The 21314-nt window shown below is 68.1% G+C and carries 21 protein-coding genes and 2 pseudogenes; 15 read left to right on the top strand and 8 right to left on the bottom strand.

Going from position 1 to position 21314, the window contains the following annotated elements:
* Positions 1–144: 144 nt before the first annotated feature.
* The 11 genes and pseudogenes from K9S39_RS38975 to K9S39_RS43225 all read left to right on the top strand — a co-directional run bounded on the left by K9S39_RS38975 (position 145) and on the right by K9S39_RS43225 (position 10615).
* Positions 145–741 (top strand): trypsin-like serine protease, encoded by a 597-nt coding sequence (locus K9S39_RS38975; protein WP_248868003.1) that lies wholly within the window; start codon positions 145–147, stop codon positions 739–741.
* 117 nt (positions 742–858) lie between these two features.
* Positions 859–2994 carry an FG-GAP-like repeat-containing protein gene (locus K9S39_RS38980; RefSeq protein WP_248868004.1) on the top strand — a complete coding sequence of 712 codons (2136 nt, stop codon included), beginning with the start codon at positions 859–861 and terminating at the stop codon, positions 2992–2994.
* Between the two features lie 253 nt (positions 2995–3247).
* Positions 3248–4195 (top strand): hypothetical protein, encoded by a 948-nt coding sequence (locus K9S39_RS38985; protein ID WP_248868005.1) that lies wholly within the window; start codon positions 3248–3250, stop codon positions 4193–4195.
* Positions 4185–4961: pseudogene (locus K9S39_RS38990) on the top strand (phosphotransferase enzyme family protein); the annotation flags it as partial. The gene K9S39_RS38985 and the pseudogene K9S39_RS38990, both read left to right, overlap by 11 nt.
* Positions 4962–5072: 111 nt before the next feature.
* Positions 5073–5837 (top strand): annotated as a pseudogene (locus tag K9S39_RS38995) (transposase); the annotation flags it as partial.
* A gap of 268 nt (positions 5838–6105) precedes the next feature.
* Positions 6106–6321 (top strand): hypothetical protein, encoded by a 216-nt coding sequence (locus K9S39_RS39000; RefSeq protein WP_248868006.1) that lies wholly within the window; start codon positions 6106–6108, stop codon positions 6319–6321.
* A gap of 47 nt (positions 6322–6368) precedes the next feature.
* Positions 6369–7079 (top strand): hypothetical protein, encoded by a 711-nt coding sequence (locus tag K9S39_RS39005; RefSeq protein WP_248868007.1) that lies wholly within the window; start codon positions 6369–6371, stop codon positions 7077–7079.
* Positions 7080–7100: 21 nt separating this feature from the next.
* Entirely contained in the window at positions 7101–8432 is a 1332-nt protein-coding gene (locus tag K9S39_RS39010; RefSeq protein WP_248868008.1) for a putative T7SS-secreted protein, read from the top strand.
* Between the two features lie 138 nt (positions 8433–8570).
* Positions 8571–9047 carry a hypothetical protein gene (locus K9S39_RS39015; RefSeq protein ID WP_248868009.1) on the top strand — a complete coding sequence of 159 codons (477 nt, stop codon included), beginning with the start codon at positions 8571–8573 and terminating at the stop codon, positions 9045–9047.
* 1113 nt (positions 9048–10160) lie between these two features.
* Positions 10161–10358, top strand: coding sequence for a hypothetical protein (locus K9S39_RS43220; protein WP_248868010.1), 198 nt, complete (start codon positions 10161–10163; stop codon positions 10356–10358).
* A gap of 89 nt (positions 10359–10447) precedes the next feature.
* A complete protein-coding gene (locus tag K9S39_RS43225) occupies positions 10448–10615 on the top strand; it encodes a hypothetical protein (protein ID WP_248868011.1) in 168 nt (55 codons plus the stop codon).
* A gap of 147 nt (positions 10616–10762) precedes the next feature.
* Here the strand turns inward: K9S39_RS43225 and K9S39_RS39030 are convergent, their stop codons facing one another.
* The 3 genes from K9S39_RS39030 to K9S39_RS39040 all read right to left on the bottom strand — a co-directional run bounded on the left by K9S39_RS39030 (position 10763) and on the right by K9S39_RS39040 (position 12018).
* Positions 10763–11200: an RNA polymerase sigma factor gene (locus K9S39_RS39030; protein WP_248868012.1), complete on the bottom strand. Its 438-nt coding sequence runs from the start codon at positions 11198–11200 to the stop codon at positions 10763–10765.
* A 412-nt stretch (positions 11201–11612) separates the two neighbouring features.
* Positions 11613–11837, bottom strand: coding sequence for a CDGSH iron-sulfur domain-containing protein (locus K9S39_RS39035; protein WP_248861517.1), 225 nt, complete (start codon positions 11835–11837; stop codon positions 11613–11615).
* On the bottom strand, positions 11821–12018 hold the full coding sequence (locus tag K9S39_RS39040; RefSeq protein WP_406707858.1) for a hypothetical protein: 198 nt from the start codon (positions 12016–12018) through the stop codon (positions 11821–11823). Before K9S39_RS39040 ends, K9S39_RS39035 begins: the two co-directional genes overlap by 17 nt.
* 320 nt (positions 12019–12338) lie before the next feature.
* Here K9S39_RS39040 and K9S39_RS39045 point away from each other — a divergent pair, with 320 nt between their 5' ends.
* Positions 12339–13874: a bifunctional phosphatase PAP2/diacylglycerol kinase family protein gene (locus K9S39_RS39045; protein ID WP_248861516.1), complete on the top strand. Its 1536-nt coding sequence runs from the start codon at positions 12339–12341 to the stop codon at positions 13872–13874.
* 240 nt (positions 13875–14114) lie between these two features.
* Here K9S39_RS39045 and K9S39_RS42215 read toward each other — a convergent pair whose 3' ends face one another.
* On the bottom strand, positions 14115–14237 hold the full coding sequence (locus K9S39_RS42215; RefSeq protein WP_283113266.1) for a hypothetical protein: 123 nt from the start codon (positions 14235–14237) through the stop codon (positions 14115–14117).
* Between the two features lie 114 nt (positions 14238–14351).
* Here K9S39_RS42215 and K9S39_RS39050 point away from each other — a divergent pair, with 114 nt between their 5' ends.
* Positions 14352–14915, top strand: coding sequence for an HAD family hydrolase (locus K9S39_RS39050; protein ID WP_248868013.1), 564 nt, complete (start codon positions 14352–14354; stop codon positions 14913–14915).
* A gap of 458 nt (positions 14916–15373) precedes the next feature.
* Here the strand turns inward: K9S39_RS39050 and K9S39_RS39055 are convergent, their stop codons facing one another.
* The 3 genes from K9S39_RS39055 to K9S39_RS43230 form a co-directional block, all read right to left on the bottom strand.
* Positions 15374–16240 carry a family 1 encapsulin nanocompartment shell protein gene (locus tag K9S39_RS39055; RefSeq protein WP_248868014.1) on the bottom strand — a complete coding sequence of 289 codons (867 nt, stop codon included), beginning with the start codon at positions 16238–16240 and terminating at the stop codon, positions 15374–15376.
* A 5-nt stretch (positions 16241–16245) separates the two neighbouring features.
* Positions 16246–17010: a hypothetical protein gene (locus tag K9S39_RS39060; RefSeq protein ID WP_248869251.1), complete on the bottom strand. Its 765-nt coding sequence runs from the start codon at positions 17008–17010 to the stop codon at positions 16246–16248.
* An 87-nt stretch (positions 17011–17097) separates the two neighbouring features.
* Complete coding sequence (locus tag K9S39_RS43230; RefSeq protein WP_406708093.1) at positions 17098–17994, bottom strand: hypothetical protein; 897 nt, start codon at positions 17992–17994, stop codon at positions 17098–17100.
* Positions 17995–18964: 970 nt separating this feature from the next.
* Here K9S39_RS43230 and K9S39_RS39080 point away from each other — a divergent pair.
* Both K9S39_RS39080 and K9S39_RS39085 read left to right on the top strand, forming a co-directional pair.
* Positions 18965–19816: an endonuclease/exonuclease/phosphatase family protein gene (locus tag K9S39_RS39080; protein WP_248868016.1), complete on the top strand. Its 852-nt coding sequence runs from the start codon at positions 18965–18967 to the stop codon at positions 19814–19816.
* Entirely contained in the window at positions 19816–20265 is a 450-nt protein-coding gene (locus tag K9S39_RS39085; RefSeq protein WP_248868017.1) for a hypothetical protein, read from the top strand. Before K9S39_RS39080 ends, K9S39_RS39085 begins: the two co-directional genes overlap by 1 nt.
* A 493-nt stretch (positions 20266–20758) precedes the next feature.
* Here the strand turns inward: K9S39_RS39085 and K9S39_RS39090 are convergent, their stop codons facing one another.
* Complete coding sequence (locus tag K9S39_RS39090) at positions 20759–21196, bottom strand: hypothetical protein (RefSeq protein WP_248868018.1); 438 nt, start codon at positions 21194–21196, stop codon at positions 20759–20761.
* Between the last annotated feature and the right edge of the window lie 118 nt (positions 21197–21314).

Here is a 21314-nt window from a genome sequence, read left to right on the forward strand (position 1 = left end):
TCTGGAATGCCTAGGCCGCTGTTGGGTAATTGGATCTGATCTGGCTGCCCTACACGGCTAACTGCTGCTTCCTCGCATGGCCTGTAGCCGCCCCCTATGAACCAGGAAAGAAACATGCTCAGTAGACGTCCGCGCGCAGCGTGGATGACCGGACTCCTTACCACCGCGATAGCCGCGAGTGTGTTGACTGCCACGCCGGCGAACGCGATGATCGGCCAGTCCGTGAAGGACGGTATATACACCTTCGCTGCCGAGCTCAACATCGGGTCTGCCAAGCGCGGTTGCTCCGGTGCGCTGGTGGACAAGCAGTGGGTTCTCACCGCTGCCCGTTGTTTCAGCGACGATCCGTGGAAGGGCTTCGAACTCTCTGAGTCTGCGCCGAAGTGGAACACGACCGCCACCATCGGCCGTACGGATCTGACCCTCAAGCGTGGCGACAGTCACATCACGCTCACCGACATCACGGATGTCAACAAGTGCCGTGCAGACCCCGCGAACATCGCGGTCGAGTCCTGGCTCGGCGCTTTCTGCTTCCACACCAACGCCAAGAGCGGCTACCTGACCATGGAACTGGCCGACACCTTCAACCTCTGGACCGGTGACCAGCCCGTGAAGGCGACGCTCACCGCCGAGGGCAAGGAGACCGTCGTCGACGCCCCCGCCAACAAACTCACCACCGTCGGCCAGTCCGGCGACACCGGCAAGCGCTCCGCACTCGTCGAGATCCGCGTCAACGACTGACCCCCGCGCGCTCCCGACCCGCCGCAAAGGAGCGCCATACGGGGTAGACAACTCCGCCCGGCCGGCGCCGTGCCCGCCTCACCGCTTTCACCTGATCTTTTTGACAAGGAATTTGTTGTGCGTTCGTCCCATCGGCTACGCCGCCCGATACGTGCTGCGTCGGCCGCGATTCTGCTTGCCGCGCCCCTGACGCTGTCCGCTGCTCCCGCACAGGCCGTGGCCGGCGATCCGGTGCCTGCGGCCTCCTACGAGTTCACCGCCCGCCTGGATATCGGCGGCGGCCAGCGGGCCTGCTCCGGGGCCCTGGTATCGCCGCAGTGGATCGCCACCGCCGCCAACTGCTTCGCCGATGACCCCGCCACCGGCCAGGCCACCGCGGGCAAGCCGAAGTGGAAGACCACGGCCACCATCGGCCGCACCGACCTGACCACCGCCAAGGGGCAGGTCCGTCAGGTCGTCGAGCTGGTGCCGCGCCAGGACCGGAACATCGTCCTGGCTCGCCTCGCCCAGCCCACCACCGGCATCACCCCGGTCCCGTTCGCCACCGCCGCGCCGAAGGCCGGGCAGGAGCTGAAGACCGCCGGGTTCGGCCGCACCCAGGACGAGTGGGTTCCGAACAAGCTCCACACGGCCGCCTTCCAGGTGGACTCGCTGGCCGATGCCACCCTTAGGGTCAGCGGCAAGAGCGCCTCGGACGCGATCTGCAAGGGCGACGCCGGTGCCCCGCTCGTCCGCGAGACCAACGGGGCCCTGGAGCTGGTCGCCCTGGCCACCGGGACCAACGAAGCCGGCTGCTTCGGCTCCGAGACCACCGGCAACGCGGCGATCTCGGCCCGCCTGGACAACACCGTCGGCGGCAACACCCTCACCCCCGGTACCACGCTGCTGCCCGGCGACACCCTGACCTCGAATGCGGCCCGGCTGACCATGCAGGAAGACGGCGACCTCGTCATCGTCTCCAACGCCGGCAAGCCCCTGTGGTCCACCGGCACAGCCGGACGCCCCGGGGCGACCGCCCGCTTCACCGACCAGGGCAACCTCACCGTCCTCGCCGCCGACGGATCCACGCAACTCTGGGAGTCCAAGACCTCCGCCCCCGGCGGCAAGGCCGTGCTCCAGCACCGCGGCAACTTCGTCATCCACAACGCCAAGGGCGCATCCCAGTGGGCCAGCGGCACGGTCGTGCGCCACGACTACAACGGTGACGGCCGCAGCGACCTGGCCGACTGGTACGACTACGGCGACGGCCACGACGAGATCCACGCCTTCACCGGCAAGCCGGACGGCGGCTTCAACGCCCCGATCCACGGCTGGAAGACGGCCGCCGGGAACTACTGGGCCGAGAACATGAAGCGCACCACCGGTGACTTCAACGGTGACGGCATCGGCGACGTGGCCGCCGTCTACGGCTACTCCGACGGCCGGGTCAAGCTCATCACCTGGCTCGGCACGGGCGACGGACACTTCCGTGATCCGCTGCACTCCTGGAGCGTGCCCGCCGGGCAGTGGGTGTTCTCCCACATGAACGTGCAGGCCGGTGACTTCAACGGCGACGGACGCGACGACATCGCCGTCTGGTACGCCTACGACGATGGACGCGACAAGCTGTTCACCTTCACCGCCAAACCGAACGGCGGCTTCAACGCCCCCGCCGCCTCCCACTTCGCCCCCGCGGGCTGGTACAACGCGGCCAAGATGAAGTTCGCCACCGGTGACTACAACGGCGACGGCCGCGACGACCTGGCGGTCTTCTACGGCTACTCCGACGGCACGGTCAAGCTCCTGACCTTCCTCACCAAGCCCAACGGCGGCTTCAACGCCCCCACCAAGCAGGGCTGGGAATCCGCCACCGGCTGGAACTTCGACCAGGCCAGCGTGCACTCCGGCGACTTCAACGGCGACGGCCGCGACGACCTCGCCACCTGGTACGACTACGGCGACGGCCACGACTCCGTGATCGGCTTCAACCCCAGCGGGCCCGACGGCACGTTCGGCAACCGCACCGAGCTGTGGACGGTCAAGGCCGGAAGCTACTACCGCGAGAACATGAAGATCGCCACCGGTGACTTCAACGGTGACGGCCGCGACGACCTCGCCACCGTGTACGGCTACTCCGACGGCCGCGTCAAGACCATCACCTGGACCGCCAAGACCAACGGCACCCTCAACGGGCCCCTGCACAGCTGGGAAACACCCGCAGGCAACTGGACCTTCGACCGCATGCACGTGATCGAGCGATACAGCCCCGCCTAGCCACCACCTGAACACGCCTCGGGGGCTGGCACCCGCACCAGCCCCCGAGGCAGGCGCCATGCAGTCGCTTAGCATGCGCTAATCAACAGCAGATTGCGGAGCACTGCGTAACAAGGGGGGATCCGTGCGTTTGATCAGTAATTTCAGGATGGCTGCCGTGGGAGCGGCGGGGATAGTCCTGCTCGTGGGGTGCGCAGGTGCACGTGGCTCGGTGGAGTCGGAGGGGGAACCGGCTTCCGGGACAGAGCTGCCCGTGAAGACCGGCGCCCGGGATGTTGTCCACACCGCCCTCGATGAGAAGGAATACGGGATCCGGCTCGCGGTCAAGAGCCTGGCCCGTGGCTCGGAGGACGACCTCGACGGTGTGCGCGTCAACGACAGCCTGAAGGGCAAGATCCCCTACTACCTCACCTACGAGGTCACCAACACCGGCAAGAAGAAGATCCCCCACGCCTACGAGGTCTTCCGAAACCTCGCCCTGACCGGCACCGACTGGGCGCCCGGAACGCAGGTCACGACCTCCGGCGGATTCGGCACCGCGAACGCCTCCGTGCCCTGCGAGGACTCCGCACCGGACACGCTGGCGCCCGGCGACTCGTACACCTCCTGCGGGACGTACATGATGCCGAAGGGCGTCGGCGTGATGGCCGTGACGCACACCACCGGGGGCGGGTTCATCAGCCCGGCTGACCAGGTCACCTCCTGGCCAGTCGACGGCGGCCTGGCCACGGCCTCCAAGGAGATGGCGGACCCGGGCGACACGATCGCCGTCCGCTGGGACGCCGGCAAGGAGCACGGCGGCGTCCTCGAACTGCCCGCCACCCTGAAGTCCGTGCGCAAGGGCAGCCCGGCCGACCTCACCGGTCTCAAACTCGACGACGACCAGCGCCACCGCACCCCGTACTACGTGACGATCTCCTACCGCAATCCCGGCAAGACCGACCTCTACCCTGGCCAGGCGAGCAGCATCCGCGTGCTCACCGAGGGCGGCCAGCAGATCGGAGGCGCGCCGACCCTGGCCCTGGGTGGGCCGGAGATCGCCGCCTGCCCGTCCAGAGGGCCCCTCGACATGGTCCCGCCTGGTGGCAAGGTGACGCAGTGCACCGTCCACCTGATGGCGGACGGCGACAAACCGGTCGCGGTCGGCTTCGCGGACGCGGACGAGGGGGACCTCTCCGCCTGGCGAGCGCATGTCTCCTGACCCACCGGGCCGGGCCCGGCCCGGTGCCGGAGAAAGCAATCAGGCTGCCTTCGACGCGGACAGTGCCGAGGCCCTGCTCCGCCGGGCCTGCCGGGTCGCCGACCTCGATCCGGATGGGGTCGAGCTGCTGCGCCTCGGCGACCACGCCGTGTACAGGGTCGACGGCGGCAAGGTGGTCGCCCGTGTCAGTCGGAGCCCCGACCGGCTCCCCTCCGTACGCACCGAGGTCGCCGTCGCGCTCTGGCTGGCCGCCGAGGACTACTCATCGGCTCGGCTCGTCACCGAGGCCGAACAGCCCGTCGTCGTCGACGGCCACCCGGTGACCTTCTGGGAAGGGCTCGCCGACGGGGACACGTACGCCAGCATGCGCGAGATGGGCGAAGTGCTCCACCAGTTGCACGAGTTGCAGCCGCCGGCCTTTGCGCTGCCCGAACTGCACCCCTTCGCCAAGGTCGACGACCGCTTGCAGCGGGCCGTGGTCCGCCAGGAGACCAGGGCCTATCTCTCTCAGCTCGCCCAGGACCTGGCCGTGCAGTACCGCGAGCTGCGGTTCACCCTGCAGCCTGGCCCCATCCACGGGGACTTCAACATCGGCAACGTGCTGCGCGACAGCTCTGGGCATCCCAAGGTCATCGACCTGGACGGGTTCGTCACGGGCCCGCGCGAGTGGGACCTGATGCACACCGCGATGTACTACGACAGCTTCGGCTGGCACACCGAGGCTGAGTACGCCGACTTCGTCGCCGGGTACGGCTCCGACGTCCGTGAATGGTCCGGGTACCCCGTGCTGCGAGCCGTCCGCGAGCTGCTCGCGGACCTGTCGGCGGCGTTCGACCGCATCGAACACGACCACCTCATGGCCATGCTCGGCAAGTTCCCCGCCAGGGATCTCATCCGAGGCTGGCTGAAGGCGGGCGTGATCGACCGCGGCTGGTTCGCACCGACCGAGGAGGGAACTCCTCAAGAGGGGGCCGGGGCCCCGCAGTACTGCGGGGCACTGGGCAAACGGGCGAACTGCCAGGTCGCGGTCAGCGTCCACGCCGCAACCGATACTGCCTCCTGCCCGCTGCAATGGCGCCTGTTCCTGCCCCGTCAATGGGCGTCGGACACCGACCGCTGGACCCCCGCACCCTCAGTGGCAGCTCTTGCCGCCGACCTGGGACAAGAAGCCTTCACCACTCTCACCTGGCGGCAAGGCTCACGAGGGGCGTTACGCTCCCGCTTCGCCGCCGTGCGCGTCCGGCCCGCCGGCAAGGCAGTCGAGCGTCCGATCCGGGCCACTGCCTCAGCAGAACAGGGCTGGTGGGACGGGATCCTGCCCGACTGCTGGTTGCTGGCCGAATGGCCCGCGGACAGCGAAGCACCGACCGACTACCGGCTGTCCAACCTGCCAGCAGACACACCGATCGCCGACCTCGTCCGTCTCGCCAAGGTCCGCTGGCGCATCGAGCACGACTACCGCGAACTCAAACGCGGCCTGGGCCTGGACCACTTCGAAGGACGTTCCTGGCCCGGCTGGCACCACCACGTCACCCTCGTGACCGCCGCCCACGCCTTCCTCACCGAACAGCGCCTGGCCCCAAAAGTCCCCACGCCGGCCTCACCCTCTACCACGTCCTCGACACTCTCCAGGACGTCCTGAGGTGCTGGACCGGCATCTGCACCACCTGCCACCAACCCCTGCCCAGCAGGCCCCCAAGATCGAGACAGACCTAACGGAGTCCTACTAGGGGCCACCACATCAGCCCGGGCTGCTGCTGGCCGACGGGCCTTGGTACGGTTCAACCGCTCATATGTGCCAGGTACACAATCGTTGGGGGGATATGTCGGGGTACTACCGTGCTGAACTGGAGGGTATGGGACGTCTTGCCATGGACTTGGCGTCGAATGCGGGCAACATGCGGGGCGCCATGAGGCCGTTGAAGGAGTCGGCCGGTGAATCCGTCGGCCACCAGGAACTCCAGGAGGCTTGCGAGCGTTTCCAGTCGGCCTGGGGCTACGGCATCGATCAGATAGCCGAGGCAACCGACGGCATCACCGAAGGACTGCGCACCACCAGCCGTATTTACCGGGATCTGGAGGAGTCGGTCGCGCAGCTCTTCACCAGCGGGAAGGCCGCGAAGTGACGACCGCCACGGAAACGACCAGTTCATCCGATGCACCGGACGCACCCATGTTCCGGTTCCGGGTCCCGCACGGCTTCCACGAAGTGCCCTTGGGCGTCACGCCGGAGACGCACGCTCAGTTGCTCCAGGAGTTCGCTCGGGACTACTGGGGGGACGACGACAGGCTGGCACCGCTGCGTGCCATGACCGGCGCCCTGTACGGAGCGGCTCGACACGCCTTGGCAGTCCAAGGCGTCCGGTATCAGGCCGTGGGCATCTTCCCGCGAGCTGCGGATACGCAGCGGGACGGGGGGTATGAGGAGCTGTCTGATGAACAGGACGAGTCCCTGCCCTACGTCCGCAACTCACTCCTTGCGACGGTCCACGACCTGGACTCACCTGATCCGGACCTCGCGGCTGCCGGCATCGCTGAAACCCTCTTTCGCCAGCATCCCGATGACGAAGTCGTACGGGTCGACCTGCCCGCCGGCCCCGCCGTCCTCCACGTCGCCGCAACCCGTCTGCTGTGGGATGGCCCGGACGCACCAGAGCAGCTGGCCGGCACCGTACGCACGACCGCACGGCTGGAGCTGTGGATCCCCTTCCCCTCCGGCGACCGGATCCTGCTGCTGACCCTGACGACGCCCGACACCGAGGACCTCGACATCCATCAGACACTGCTGGCGGAGGTCGCGGGCACGGTCGCGTTCCCCATCGAAGGCGAGTTCCCGCCCGACGAGCCCGCTGACCCGCTCGCTCAGGTCAATCCGTTCGGCTGAATCGCAGGGGGGAGCAGACATATGGCCACCGAACAGTTCGAGGCGCTCGGATTTGATCCCGCTCCGGGCATTCCCGAGTCCGTGCAGCAACTCGCGTCCAAGCTCAGCCGGGCAGGCCAGCAGTTGGGAGAGACCCACTCCGCGCTCTCCAGGCTCGGAAAGAGCGGCGGAGTCTGGGAAGGGGAAGCAGCCACACAATTCGCTGGAACCGTCGGCAAGCTTCCCTCTCAACTAGGGACGGCACGGGACTCTCTCCTCCAGGCTGCCGGTGTGATGCAGCGCTGGGAGACCCGGCTCGGGGAGTACCAGTCTCTGGCCCACTCTCTCGAAACGCAGGCCAAGACCGCCCAGCAGAACCTGAAGAGTGCACAGTCACACCCGGATCTGGGTCTTGCCGGCCAAACCTTCGACACCGAGGAAGCCCTCGCCTCGGCACAGCAAAGACTGGATTTGGCGCAGAACCGTGTGAACAGCGCCCACGAGGAGCTAAATAGCCTCCGTCGCCGGGCACAGGATCTCCTGGGGAACCACAACGACACAGCGATCGCCACTGCGCAGGCACTCAACACTGCTGCCGAATCCGCCCCGGACAAACCCGGGCGCTTCGAGATGCTTCTGAACGCCATCAAGGACCTGGGCTCGAAGCTTGGGGACCTGGCGAGCGACGTCTGGGGATGGATCAAGGAACATGCAGATGTCATCTACGACATCGGCACCTTGATGGGCTATGCCAGCGCCGCGTGTGACCTGCTCGCGGTTGTCTTCTCGGAGACGGTTGTCGGCGCCGTCATCTTCGAGGTCGGTGCGCGGGCCTTCGGAATCGGAGCGCTGGGGTTCCACGCCCTTGGCGGGTTGGCCGGCTCGAAGAACTTCGCGTGGAGCGATCTCGCCCTCGACGGATTCGCGCTGGTGCCCTTCGGAGGACTGGCCAAGGGCGGAGTGGGAATCGCCGAGGGGGGTGCGGACCTTGTACGAGCCATCGACGGTGCCGGTCGGATCGGGCAGATCGCGAACAACATCTATGGGCTTGGCAACGCCACTAAGGAGAAGATCATCGACGTCGTCTCGGATTTGTGGACAGTCGATGATGACAAAAAGAAGACCGTTGCACCGGGCACGCCGGAGCCGGTGCAGTCGATGTCCCTCGCCAGCGCTGCTGGGATGGATGCTCCGGGTTCGGAGCAGCTGCTGCCGCGGACCGAAAGCGTTCCAGTCAAGGAGCTCACGGGGCAGGACAACGCAGTGATCAGCCGGACCACATGGGACATCCGGGAACCCTCACAGCGGCCCGCCCGCCCTGATGCCATGGTTCCCGCATCTGGCTCCCCGTCTGCCGCCCCTGCCTTCGGCTGACCGCAGCCCCGTCACCCTCTTCTTCCCCAAGGACTCGCCGTGCAGGTTCCCCCACCGGCAACACACACACCTGTCTCACCCAGCGTTTCTCGCCGAGGGTTTGCCTCTCTGAGCCGGGTGTGCGCGTGTGCGGTAATCTTGATCAGCTTCGGCGTAACGGCCTTCGGGCTGGTGAGTGTTGCCGCGTCGCTCGGGTACGCAGGGATGCCGGGCACGTTGACGGTGAAGGAGTGCCAAGATGTGGGGCGGGACAACGATCAAAGGAGTTGCCTCGGGCCGGTGCACGCCACGGATGGAACGCTTCTGGACGAGGAGAGCTCCGTCGATGACGAGTACCGGGTTGGTGACCGTGTGGCGGTTCGTCGTGTTGCCGCGATGTCGGTAATTGAGGGACGAAAGCACATCGGAATGCCAGGGCTGGTCGCCGGTATGGGGCTGCTAGTGGCCGGCTTTTGGATGCCCTACCTCACCACTGGCACCTTCCCATGGAGGACCACCCCGCCGCCCAGGACCGAGCTTCGCACACCCGGCCCACGCGCACGTCTCACGCGCAATGTGCTGTGCGCACTCGGCGCCTGCATGGTCGCGGCGTGCACGATCGCCTCGCTGCTCTGAGGGGGTGTTCTGCTAGACCCGTACTTCGCGGGTCGTTGATTCGTATGGTGTGACCGGTGCGGGGGTGTTCCGGGCCGGCTACTCGGCGCGGCCAGCTTGCTGCCTTCAACCGCGTGCGAGTGGCCTGTCAGGTCGTCGCCGGAGTTGTTCTGGTACATGTGCCCGTCGCCGGGGGCGTAGGCGAAGTAGCTCGGGTTGACCGCTACGTTCGCGTTCAGGCACATCAGCTCTTCCCCGGCCGCGGGGGTCATCTTGTCCTCGTCCTTGAAGAACCATTCGCACCAGGTACACGACCCTCGGTCTTCCAGGACGTACGCCCAATCACCGGACGTGCCGTACATACAGGGTGCGTGCCGGGCCGGGCGGAAGTCCCGGTACGGCGTAGCGCTTGATATCTCCTCCTCATCTGCGCCCAGCTTGACCAGCAGATCCCGGACAGGGACCCCGCGCATCGCGGTCATGGAGATCCCGCCGAGCATCCCGTCAGCCGCCGGTTTATCGAACGTGTGCTGCCCATCCACTTCAAGCCGTCCGTCACTGCGCTGCGCCTCCTCGGTGCCGTTGGGGTGCCGACCGTCATGATGCCCGGGCTTTCGGCCCGAGGCCGGGGCATCATGACAGTCGCTGGTCGCGGGGCTGGTGAGGGTCCGGCAAGGGGCACTCGGGCTGGTCGTGGCGGTGATGCTGTCTGCCGTGTCGGGAGTTGGCCGGAATCGCAGCGCCCTCGTCTGCTCTTCCTCCTACTGTCCCTGGAACACGGGGAGATGGCAGTGCGGGAAGGACCGACGGGTGGCGGAGATTCTGACGTGGGTGATGCAGCGGCGCCGGGTGCTTGCGGACCGGGCCGAGCCTTGCCGAGCACGGCTGGCTGACTGGATTGCGCCGTAACACCCGAACTCCCAGCGAGTGGTGTGCATCGTGAAGTTTGCAGGTCACGGGTCTGGCGTGCGTGTGGTTCTGGGTACTTACGCTGGTCGGCGGCCGGTGTCCATGGTGAAGATCGTCTGACCTGTCGGCCGGAGGTGTTGTCGGGTTCGGCTGCGCTCGCCGTTTCGCTGCTCTGACGAGCTGTCACCGGGTCGGTACGCCGGGAAAACGCGGGAGGGCGTGGGGATGCAGGAGCTGGAGCGGATCACGGCTCGCCGGAGTGAACTGGACACGCTCGCCGAGGAGCTGGCCAAGCAGCTGCAGGAGGTCCAGGCCGAGCGGGAGGAGCTGGTGATCGCCGAGCGGGTCCTGAACCGGCTGGCCGAGCAGGGCCGGGCTGTAGAGGGGGCCGCCGCGACCATTGCCCCGACTCCCGCCGGGTAGCGGGGCGGGCGGTCCTGCTGATCCCGCACCACGGCGAGAATCCCGACGGGGTCGCCCTGCCGGACGACTACCGCAGGATCCTGGCGATCGTGCGGGCCGCCGACGGCCCCGTCCAGGTCAGGGGCGTCGGCGAGGAGCTGGGTCTTGAGGTTGCGGTGCGTGGGAAGCTGGAGCCGCTGCGCGCGAAGATGACCAAGCTCGCCGATCGGGGCTGGCTGCACAAACGCCCTGACGGCCGGTTCACCGCACGCCGGTGACCGTGCTGGCGGAGGAATCCGGCAGGCCGTAACTGGCGCTCCTTCGACGGCAGTTGGGTTTGGTGTGAAGAAAAACAACGGGTCCGCCGAGGGCCCTGACGGCCTTGTCTGCACCGCCCGCCTGCCGCTGTCGAGCGCCACCCTGAACTATCTCGCCGCCTTTCGTCGCAGGCTTTCCGGCATCCCCTCGATCGCCGGGATCACCAGCTCCTGCAGCACCCTTGGCCCGTCATCCGCTACTGCCCGGGGCTCTGTCACAGCATCGAGTGCGTCGCCGCTCATCAGCACCAGCCGTCTGCCGCGCTGCTGCTCGCGGCACCGGTCGAGGGCGAGATTGCGGGCTGTCCGCCGCAGATACGCCATCACGTTCGTCCCCGGCGGCAGCTTTCCGGCGTCCGCCTTCGACCCCACCCGCAGATAGGCCTCCTGCGCGATGTCCTGGCACGCAGCCAGCGACAGCACCCGAAACGCCCGCCGCAGCGCCGCAGGCTCGGTCTCCATGAAGACCGGGTAGCAGTCCAGCAGCCGCTGCGCCACATGCCCTCCCAGCGCCACCGCCTCTTGGGACAGGCCGTCTCCTACCACGGGCCCGGCCCCTCACCCGCCGTCGCGGGACCAAGCCATGCGCGCCCTCACCTAGGGCGTCGATCCATGCGCCCTGTGCCGCCCCGACACCGAGCTCGGGATCTTCTAATCGCGCACGGCGGGATAACGGGGAGCGGCGCTGGCTGGGCCGGAGGTCGTGGTGCCGTGCTGTGACTGAGCGCTTCGCTTGGCGGATGAGCGTTTGAGCTGGCGGGGTTGAGCGTCCGAGTTGGCGCAGGCCGAGCAGGGCTGCAGATCGTCGCCGTACGGATCCGCAGCCCCGGCCCCGGGCGGCGGCGCGGGTGCCGCACCGGTCCGCAGCGCGGCCACGATGCCGGCGGAGATCTCGCCGCAGGGCTCAGGGCAGTGGCGGGCTGCTGTGGCGTGCCTCGACAGGGGCGGGCATCAGCGCCTACCCCTTGGCTTCGACTTGGGCATCGGGCTCGGTGCGGCGGCGGTGGCTGGTGTCGCACCACGGATAGGCCCGGCTGCGTCGACAGGTACAGACGGCGACGGCGAGACGCCGCGAGATGCGGACGCTGCCGTCGCCGCAGATGAATTCGACCGGCCCTTCCACGAGCAGCGGCCCGTCATAGTCCCGGGTGATGCGCCGCGGCCGGTCAAAAGTGCTCGGCACGGATAATCACCAGCCCTTCCTCGCTGTCGCTCAACAAGCCCTGCCGACGCAGCCATGCCTGCCGGCAGCGCAGTACCGGACCGAGTGGAATGACCGTGCGGTCGGCGACCTCGGGCCGCAGGCCCACCTCGGCGAGCCGGTGCAGGGTGGCGTCAACGCCGCACAGGGCGGAGTGCACCACGAGCAGCACCCTCCGGGCCCCAGAACGTTCGGCGCCGCGTCGCAGATCCGGTCCACCACCCCGCGGCCGTCGGGCCCGGCGTCCCAGGCGCGCGCCTGTGCTGAGGACGGGCCCGGGCAAAGCCGATCGACGGTGTACATGGTTCTCGTCGTAGAAGAACCCGACGGCAGCGGGGCCCCGCAGAGCTATGGCGGGCTTGCCCAGGAGCCGTGCGCGGACGGCGCCTGGCTCCTCACGGCGGGCCAAGTCGGGGAACGCCCCCAACGTCACCTCGAACTGATTGCCCTACACAAGCAATGATATTGGGTATAAGGAGGCACATGGATGAACAACCGACGAGGCACCCCGTCCGCACGCTGCTCAGGACCCTGGACCACGCCGTCTTCCGCCGCGTGGGCGAGCGTTCCTGGCCGATGGCCGAGCCGGTGCTTCCGCGTCTGAGCCGGAGCGCCAACCACGGGCTGCTGTGGGGTGGTGTCGCCGTAGGGATGTGGGCCCTGGGCGGTACGCGGGGGCGGCGGGCAGCCGTGCGCGGAGTCGCGTCGCTCGCGCTGGTCTCGGCCACCGTCAACACTTTGGGCAAGGGTGCGGTGCGCCGGAAGCGGCCCGTGCTCGACGCGGTGCCGGTCGTACGCCATCTGCCCCGCCAGCCTGTCACCAGCTCGTTCCCGTCTGGGCATGCCGCGTCCGCGGTGGCGTTCACCGTCGGCGTGGCCCTCGAGTCCCGTGGCTGGGGCGCGGCCCTGGCGCCCGTGGCCGCGTCGGTGGCCTTCTCCCGTATCTATACCGGCGTGCACTACCCCAGCGATGTCCTGGTCGGTTCGGCTCTCGGTGTGGGCGCCGCCTTCGCCGTGCGCGGCTTGGTGCCCTCGCGCGCGCAGCTACCGCCGCCGGCCCGACCTCGCACGGACGCGCCTGCGCTGCCCGACGGTGACGGCCTGTACGTGGTGGTCAACCCGTCCTCCGGGGCCCAGCCGCAACTCATGGACTCTGTAAGGCAGTTGAAGTCCGAGTTGCCCCGCGCTGAGATCATCGTCCACGAGGAGGGAGGCGGACCGCTGCCCAAGGTGATCTCCGATGCCGCACGCGAAGCAGCGCGCCGGGGCGGTGCCCTCGGTGTGTGCGGCGGCGACGGCACCATCAACGCGGCCGTGGCTCCCGCCCTGCAGTTCCAGGTGCCGCTCGTGGTCCTGCCCAGTGGCACCTTCAACCACTTCGCCGCCGACCTCGGCACCGAGACAGTGGCCGCCGCCTGCGCCGCGGTCGCGAACGGCAGCGCGGTCCGCGTCGACGTCGGCCGGATCACCCCCTTGGCCGCCAGATCGGCAGAGCCGACCTGCTTCCTGAACACCTTCAGCCTCGGCTCGTACCCTGATCTCATACGCCTCAGGGAACACTGGTCGCCGAAGATCGGCGACCCGGCCGCCACCCTCCTCGGCGTCGCGAAGATCCTGCACACCGCACATCCCTTGAAGGCCGTCGTCAACGGCCGCCGTCGCGCGATGTGGCTGCTTTTCGCGGGCAACGGCGCCTACCGCAACCTGGGCATCGCCCCGGTACGTCGCCACGATCTCACCGATGGCCTCCTCGACGTACGCATCGCCCACGGCGGCCGCTTCGCGCGCACCCGTCTGCTCGCCACGGTACTGGCCGGGGGAGTGGCCAGGACCCGCCTGTACGCTGCGGCGCACTCGCGGCAGCTGCTTATTTCCGGACTGCCGGAAGGTGCACGGATGGCATACGACGGGGAAGTCGTCGAAGCGCCCACCGCGTTCCAGGTCGACAAGCTCCAGGAGGCACTGACCGTGTACCGGCCGCTGGAGGAACGGCCGCGTGCTCGACCGATGAGCGGTTGACTGCGGACGGGTGAACCCGGGGAGGTGCGTTGCGGAGACGGGTCCGGTCTCGCTCGAACTGCAACACCCCATCATTCGCGCTTGCTGGTGATCGCCATATGGCGAAGTAGGTGCCGCGGGCGTCGAAGAGGCGTTGCCGGCTCTCGCCGAGGAGGTGTCCCGTCGGGCGTGCTGCGGCGCGGAGATCACGGACTTACGCGACTTCTCAGACACGCCCGAGTCTGGAGCGGGCTCCTGGGCCTACGCATTCAAGAATGGCAGCAGAAGGAGAACGAAAAGGCCGCCGAAACGAACCGCCGGACCGCTTTGCGCGAGGCCAGCCTTGAGCGCATCGCGGAAGAGCTCTTCGCTATCGTCCGCCATCAGGATTCGATTCCGTATCAACACACCCCAGTGCATGAGCACTTGGCCTGAGAGGGGACGCTGCGTGAGCACCTGCTCCGCATCCAGCTGACAGCCCTGCGCTTGGACGCGGCGATGGACGCCATGCTGAGCGGTCTGGAAGCCGGCCTGTCTGATCCTGACGTGGTCGAGGCCCAGCGGGCCAGGGACGTTTCCTCCGAGGCTCACCGGCACGCTTTCACCACCTGGTATGCATCGGTCCCCGAGCTGGCACCGGTCGCGGAGGGGCTCTATGGGCAACTGCAGACGCCTGAGCACTGGGTGCCGTATGTGGACACTGCGTCCACGCTGACCTGCTTGGCAGATCACGGCGTGGCCCTGGGCGTGGTCAGTGACGTGGGTTGGGATCTGCGCAAGACCTTCGCCCACCATGGCCTGGACGGCTACTTCTCCACGTGGGTGCATTCCTATGAACACAACACGGAGAAGCCGAACCCGCTGCTGTTCCACCACGCTTGTCGTGAGCTGGGTGTCGAGCCAGCCGAAACTCTCATGGTGGGTGATCACCCCGCCAAGGACGGCGGTGCTGTCGGCGCGGGACTGCGCTCGTATGTCCTGCCCGCCGGAGCTGCTCCTGGCTCGCACCGGGGACTGGATGCCGTGCTGCGGCTGGCCGGTTTCGACTCTTCCGGGCTCTGAACCAGGCTGGGCTGGACGGCCGTCGAGCTGGCACTCGCGAGCGGTGCTTGCGGTCAGCTGGCCTGGGCTTGTTCGGCAAGGGCCTTGGTGTGAGCGAGGCGGTAGGACTTGGTGCCCGGGCTTGGTACTGGTGGGCTCGCGTATTCAACTGTCGTGTATTGGTCCACCGGCAGCCTCGAACAGTGACTTTGGGTGACGGAGCTGGGGAGCGTTGAGTCCGGGCAAGCGGTGATGTGCTGGTGGAACGACGGCAGGCCTCTGCGGCAGGTGCGCAACGGCTCGCTGGGTGGCCGCTCTGTAGGCTGATCGTGCGATTCGATGAGGGGAGTTCGGGGTGGAGCAGCCGGTCCAGCGCGGTGCGGGCGCCGGTGTGGAGGTGGTCGTCCTCCCCGCGCCAGGCGCTGCGGCCATGACCAGGGAGGTCAGGGCGCCGGTAGAGACGTTGTGGCCTGGACCGGTCAAACCGGGGCAGCCACGACCGTGACGGTCAGGGCGGCGCTCGGCCGGGCCACCCGGAAGGTGAAGGTCTCCTCCAGATAGAGGCTGACGTCAGTGTTGCTGGTGGTGGGGAGGTAGCCGATCGACAGGTCCTGGCCGACAATGAGCAGGAAGTCCCCGCCGCGCTCGCTGAGCACGACCGCCTGCGTGTCTTTGCCCGTCTTCTCGTCGAGGCAGGGCATCAGGACGATCTTTCCGCCGAGGATTTCTGTGAGGCGTTCGGACAGCACATAACAGCAGCTGCCGGCATCCGCGATGATGCGTTGGTAGCCCGTCGTGCCGATGGCCAGCGTGTACGGGCCGACGACACCACTGGTCCGCAGCTTGTCCACCACCTTGGCGATGTCGGCGGGGTAGGTGTCGGTTGCCACCGGCAGCGTCACGCCCGAGGGTGATGCCTGATTAACGATTCCGGCGATGAACGCTCTGTCCCATCCGTTGAACACCGCGTAGTTCTCAAAGTCGGCAGCCAGTTTCGCGGCCTTGTCCAGCTGGGTGAGGTCGGGGTTGATGCTGCCGCGCTCGATTTCTTCGATGGCTTTGAGGGGGAGGGTGAACGGGATGCGGACCTGGGTCAGCGGCTGTACGACCCGCAGCGCCTTGACGTTGGTGCCAGAGGGGGTCAGCTTGTCGGGGTAGGTGTTGAGTTCGGTGGCTTTTCCGGTGGGTACGGCGTCTTGCTCCCAGCCGCCGGGGCCGGCGAAGCTCACGACCTGTCGTGCGGCGAGCAAGGGGATGAGCCGGTTGCGGGCCTCGTCCTCGATCACCTGCCAGACGCGGGGGGTGATGGGTGCCAGGCCGCGCAGCAGGTGGTTGATGGTGTCCATGGTGTTTATCGCTCCTTCAGGTTTCCGATGGCCAGTGACCCGTCGCCACCGGTAGATGTGGCCGCACCGTCCTCACGGGCTGAGGTGCCGCCTGCGGAGCCGGTGGCCGAGCCGGAACCCCCCGCAGCGCCGCGGCCTCCGCTGCCGCCGTCACCGCCGGGACCGGCCGCGCCTCCGCTGCCGCCGTCACCGCCGGGGCCGGCCGCTCCGCCGCGCCCGCCGGTACCGAAGTTGAGGGATCTGGCCCGGGCATTCCCGCCGTCGTTGCCGCCTTCCGCGCCGCCGGCCCCGCCGGTCGCGGTGGCCGCCGCGCCGGCTCCGGCGTAGCCACCTGCTCCCGCGTAGCCGCCCGTACCGCCGTAACCGCCGGCCCCGGCGTAGCCGCCCGTACCGCCGATGCCGCCGATACCCAGCGACCCGTCGCCGGCACCGCCTCCGCTTCCGCCGGTGCCGCCACCTCCGGCAGTGCCTCCGGAGCCGCCGGTTCCTCCGGACCCGGCGTCGCCGCCGCTGCTACCGGGCCCGCCGTCACCGCCGGTACCGAAGTTGACGGCCTCGGCATCGGCGCTACCGCCGCGGCCACCGCCTTCCGCACCGCCGACACCGCCGGTCGCGGTGGCCGCCGAGCCGGCTCCGCCGTAGCCGCCGACAGCGCCGTACCCACCGGCTCCCGCATAGCCGCCTGCCCCGCCATAGCCACCAGCACCGCCATAACCACCGGTGCCGGCAGCGGCGGTGGCCCGGGCACGGCCGTCGGAGCTGAGTTCCATCGCGAGCGTTACCTCTGCGGCCTGGTCCGGACGATGGGGCAGGGAAGGTCCAGCCGAACGGGGGGAAGTGTCATCCATCAGATCTCTCTAACGTTGCGGGCGGCTCGGGTGGCCCGTGGGGCCTATGGGTCGTGTTGTCAGGGCTTCCCCGCGGTGGCCGTCCGGCTCTGCGGGACATCGAGGAGGGTGGGCAAGATCGCCCGGGTATTCGATGACCACCCCGATGGCCTCGGGATCAACCGGATCGCTGAGGCAGCCGGGCTGACGGTGCCGCAGGTCGAGCGAGCACTGGCATGGCAGAGCGAGCGGTTCGCCGCGTGGTGCCGGCGGCACTGAGCCCGAACGGGGGTGAACCTGACGTCGGTCACTGAGCTGGCTTCGCCTGGCGTTCGGCCTCGGTGGCCTGGTATCGGTAGGACTCGGTGCGGTCTGGATCAGCGTGCAGCGGAAAGTGATCCGGTCGCCGATTGCCGCGCAGAGCCTCGGGTCGGCGAAGATCTTGTCCCATTCGGCGAACGGGGAGAACCGCCCGCCCTCGTGCTCGACCCCGCCCTTCTCATGTGCCCCTTCCTCACCAGGCCCGCAGTAAAGGGGCGAGAACGCATACCAGGACCTGAAGGCCACCCAGCGCGTCGTCTCCGTGCGGGAACGGCCGAACAGCACATGTTTCACCGCGGGCTTGAGGTTGTCGTAGCGGATATGGACCGAAGGCACCCCGCCCAGCGCCCGAAAGGCTTCCACATGTCCTTCGAAGAACGCCTCCTGCGAGGCGGTGGTATAGACGCGGTGGATGGCCTTGCCCGAGTACGACATCCGCAGCGTGAACAGCACGCACTTGCGGCGCTGCCCGGCCAGGTCCAGCCACACGTCCGCGAAGTCGACCTCGGCTTCCTCGCCGGGCCGCTTCTCCTGCGGCACTGTCCCCTCCAGATGCCGACGCCCCTCCTTGGCCTCCAAGACGATCTGCGGGCGCCGCTTGCGCACGTAGTCACGGATCGTGGAGTAGGACGCGTGCTCGAAATCGTGCTCGCCTGCCAGACGCTCCAGGATCCGGTCGACGGTGTGCTTCTGCTTCTTCCAGGCGGCTCCAGCACGCTCTTGCGCGGCGGCGGCTTCTTCCGCCAGAGGGCACCGGACACACCAGCGCCTTCGCCACGGTGTTCCGCGACACCACCTTGTACCGCTGCGCCAGCACCCGCCCCGTGACCGCCGGACCTAACCGGCGGTCACGACGGATCCGCTCAAAGATCCACTCACGCGACCTGTACACCCACGGGCTCCTGACATGACCGTGATCAACGCAGCACAGCGTGACCCGGCTAATCAGCCCAAAGCCCCCATTACGCCATCAGCGGCATGCCACACACCGTCAGGCAGGCTGGCTCTCAATCTCGTTGCCGAAGCAGTGGCTCTCGTTCTCAATGCCCCACTGGCTCTACTCCACCCTGTCGAAAACAGCAGAAGGGTATGCAGGCGGAAGAAGTCGTCGCGGAAGTCTGAGCCCGCCATCCCGACGCCGGCGAACAGCCGACAGGCCCGGGACGCCCCAATCGGGTACGGGCCTGTCGGCTGTGACAGCGCCCCGGTGCGGCGGTCGTGATCCGTCACACCCGCATCGGACCAGATCACTTGAGACTGGGACCAGGTCGAGTGAGACGGGACAGCAGGAATGGACAGCACTTCGACAGTGGTCCAGTGTTTCCTGCGCGTCGATGCCCCGTTCGTGCTCTGTCTCCCAGTCGAAGAACAGGCGGGCGTGTTCCATCGCGCGGTTCCACGATCCGTAGCCGTACCTTGCGTGATGCCGACTCTCCCACTCCACACCCGAACGCCACCTCGTCCCGCCGCGATGCCCCTTGGGTCAGATGGTGCTCGTCCCTTCTGTTCATGTCCGGTTCAGAGTGCGGGCCTGCGACCTATGGTGATGGCGTGGGACATGGGGAGAGGAGGGTCCGTGGAAATCGTCGCGATGTCGCAGAATTTGGGTCCGGGAGCTTGGCGGTCTCAGAACGGCATTTTCGAGGACCGTTGGCCGGCGCTCGCGGCGACCATTCAGCGGGTGCAGCCTGACATTCTGATGCTGCAGGAGGCGGAAGGCTGGCCGGCGGATGGTCACGCGCGGCTGATTCGGGCCGAAGCCGACCTTGAGATGGACGGGGTGCTCGCGCCCAGTCCGTCGGGGCTGGGCCCGGCGATCTTCTACCGTCGCGCGACGATGGGGCGGCGCACCTATCAGAACCACGACTACTCCGCCCACGAGACACATCACGGCTTCGAGACGCTCGGCTGGAACCTGCCCGTCCTGCCTGCCACGCTGCCCGCGGGCAGCGTGCACCTGACCCCGTACGGTGGCCCGCGTGCCGAGAGCCAGGTCAGCTTCATCGGCACCCGGGTCCTGCGTCCTGGTGTCGGCTACGCCATCCTCGGCGGTGACTTCAACTATGCTCCGGTGGCCGGTCCCCCGCCGCTGGTCGGGGCCATGCGCCCGTATAACAAGGGTTCCCGGCTGAAGGTCACCGATCCGGAGAGTCCCGGGCCGGACGAGCCTGATCGTGCTGTCGCCTGGCGGATCGCGCGCAAGGGTTTCGTGGACGTCGCCTGGCATCTCTACAAGCAGACCGGCGACGAAGAGCTTCTGCGGCGCACCGCCACGGACGACCGGATCGACTGGATCCTGATCAGCTTCGCCCTGGCGCCGTGCATCGTGGACTACGGCGTCGTCGAGGGGGGCTCGGACCACGCCGGGGTCTGGGCTCGTCTGGATCTGTCCCTGGCCGCGACCGACAACGTGTGGGAGTACAAGTAATGGCTGAGCCAATGGCTGCGGACGACATCCTGCGGGCCTGCGGGTACCTGGAGGCGGTGTGGATGGAGGACGCGACGAACATGGCCGCGCTCCTGAATCATCGGACCGGGGAGATACCTACGGCGATCCTGGTCACCGAGCTGGGCGAATCCTTCATGCAGCAAGCGCTTCCCGCCCAGTTCGGCGTTCACGACGACATGACGCCCCAGGAGTTGCAGGACGCGACCGAGAAGATGACCGCCGATCCGACCGTGCGCGTCTCCAAAGTCCTGATCGAGGCACTCAAGGAGATCGCGCCGACCGCGACGCCGCCGCAGGCCGAGACCATCGCCCGCGCTCTGATCACCTACCTCCTCGCCATCAGCGACGCCACCCAGGACGACGTGATGCCGATGCTCACCGCCCTGCGGCAGTCCGCGCTCCAGCGCTATGGAGGCCAGGGCACGTAACCGGTGGCGGCCCGTCATCCACGACGAGCCAGACCGGTCCGTGGCCTGGCGGATCGCTGCCACCGAATCAGGTCGGGGCCCGGCTCGCGAGCCTGTGCCCCGGTGTCCTTTTATCGGTTGATTGGATGTTGAAGGCCACGAGGCGGGGAGATGCAGATGAGCGGCGGGGCGGGCGAGGTACGGCTGACGATGGGGTGTGAGGTGCCCGTCACCCGGTGGCAGCCGGCCCTTGAGACGACGCTGATGGCTCCACTTCACTGTCCCGAGTGCCTACAGTCCACGGGCAGCGCCGAGCTTCAGCGCGTGCGGTCCGTGCACCCTGCCCACTCACGGATCTCTCCCTGGTCGTGTAGGGCGGTGCCGCTGCCCTGCCGGATGCGTACGCTGGCGACATGACGAAGCGCGATGAGCTGCACCGCCTGGTGGACCAGCTTCGGCCGGAGACACTGGACGACGCCGCGGCCGCCCTACCCGCGTTCAGTCGGCATGCTGATCATTTCATGAGGCAGCCCCGATGCCGGGGCTGCCTCATGAAATGAGTGGCCTCGGAGCGCAGATCGAGGCAGTAGCCGAACACCATGACGCGAAGCGGGGACCGCGGTTCCCACCAGGGTGCCCGACGGGAAGCCTCGGGGCAGTTGGCCAGCGGGGGGACCGAACCCGGTGCGGCGGTGGGGGATGACGAAGCACCGGCAGCGGGGGAGGGGCCGTGGTCGGAGAACACCGCCGCGACATGATCCCCCACCGTGCCGCCCGCGGGCTCTGCATCCGGCGTCCCCGCCGCCTGGTCCGTCCCGGCCGGGGCGGTGCGAGTCGGGGGCGGGGCGGTGTCCAGGACACGGCAGTTGGGGGTGGCGGCCGCGCAGCGCGCGCACATCTCCGCGATCCGCCACAACCTTCCGGTACGGTCCGCGTACACGGTCAGGACCACCGGGCCCCCGCACCGCACCCGTCGGCCGCGCGGCCCGCCGTCCGGCTTCGGGGTCGGGGGTGTGCCACGCGCAGCCCCCGGAGAACGGAACTTCCAGGCCCGGCGTCGCTTCCTGATC

This window comes from Streptomyces halobius, from assembly GCF_023277745.1.
Taxonomy (GTDB): Bacteria; Actinomycetota; Actinomycetes; order Streptomycetales; family Streptomycetaceae; genus Streptomyces; species Streptomyces halobius.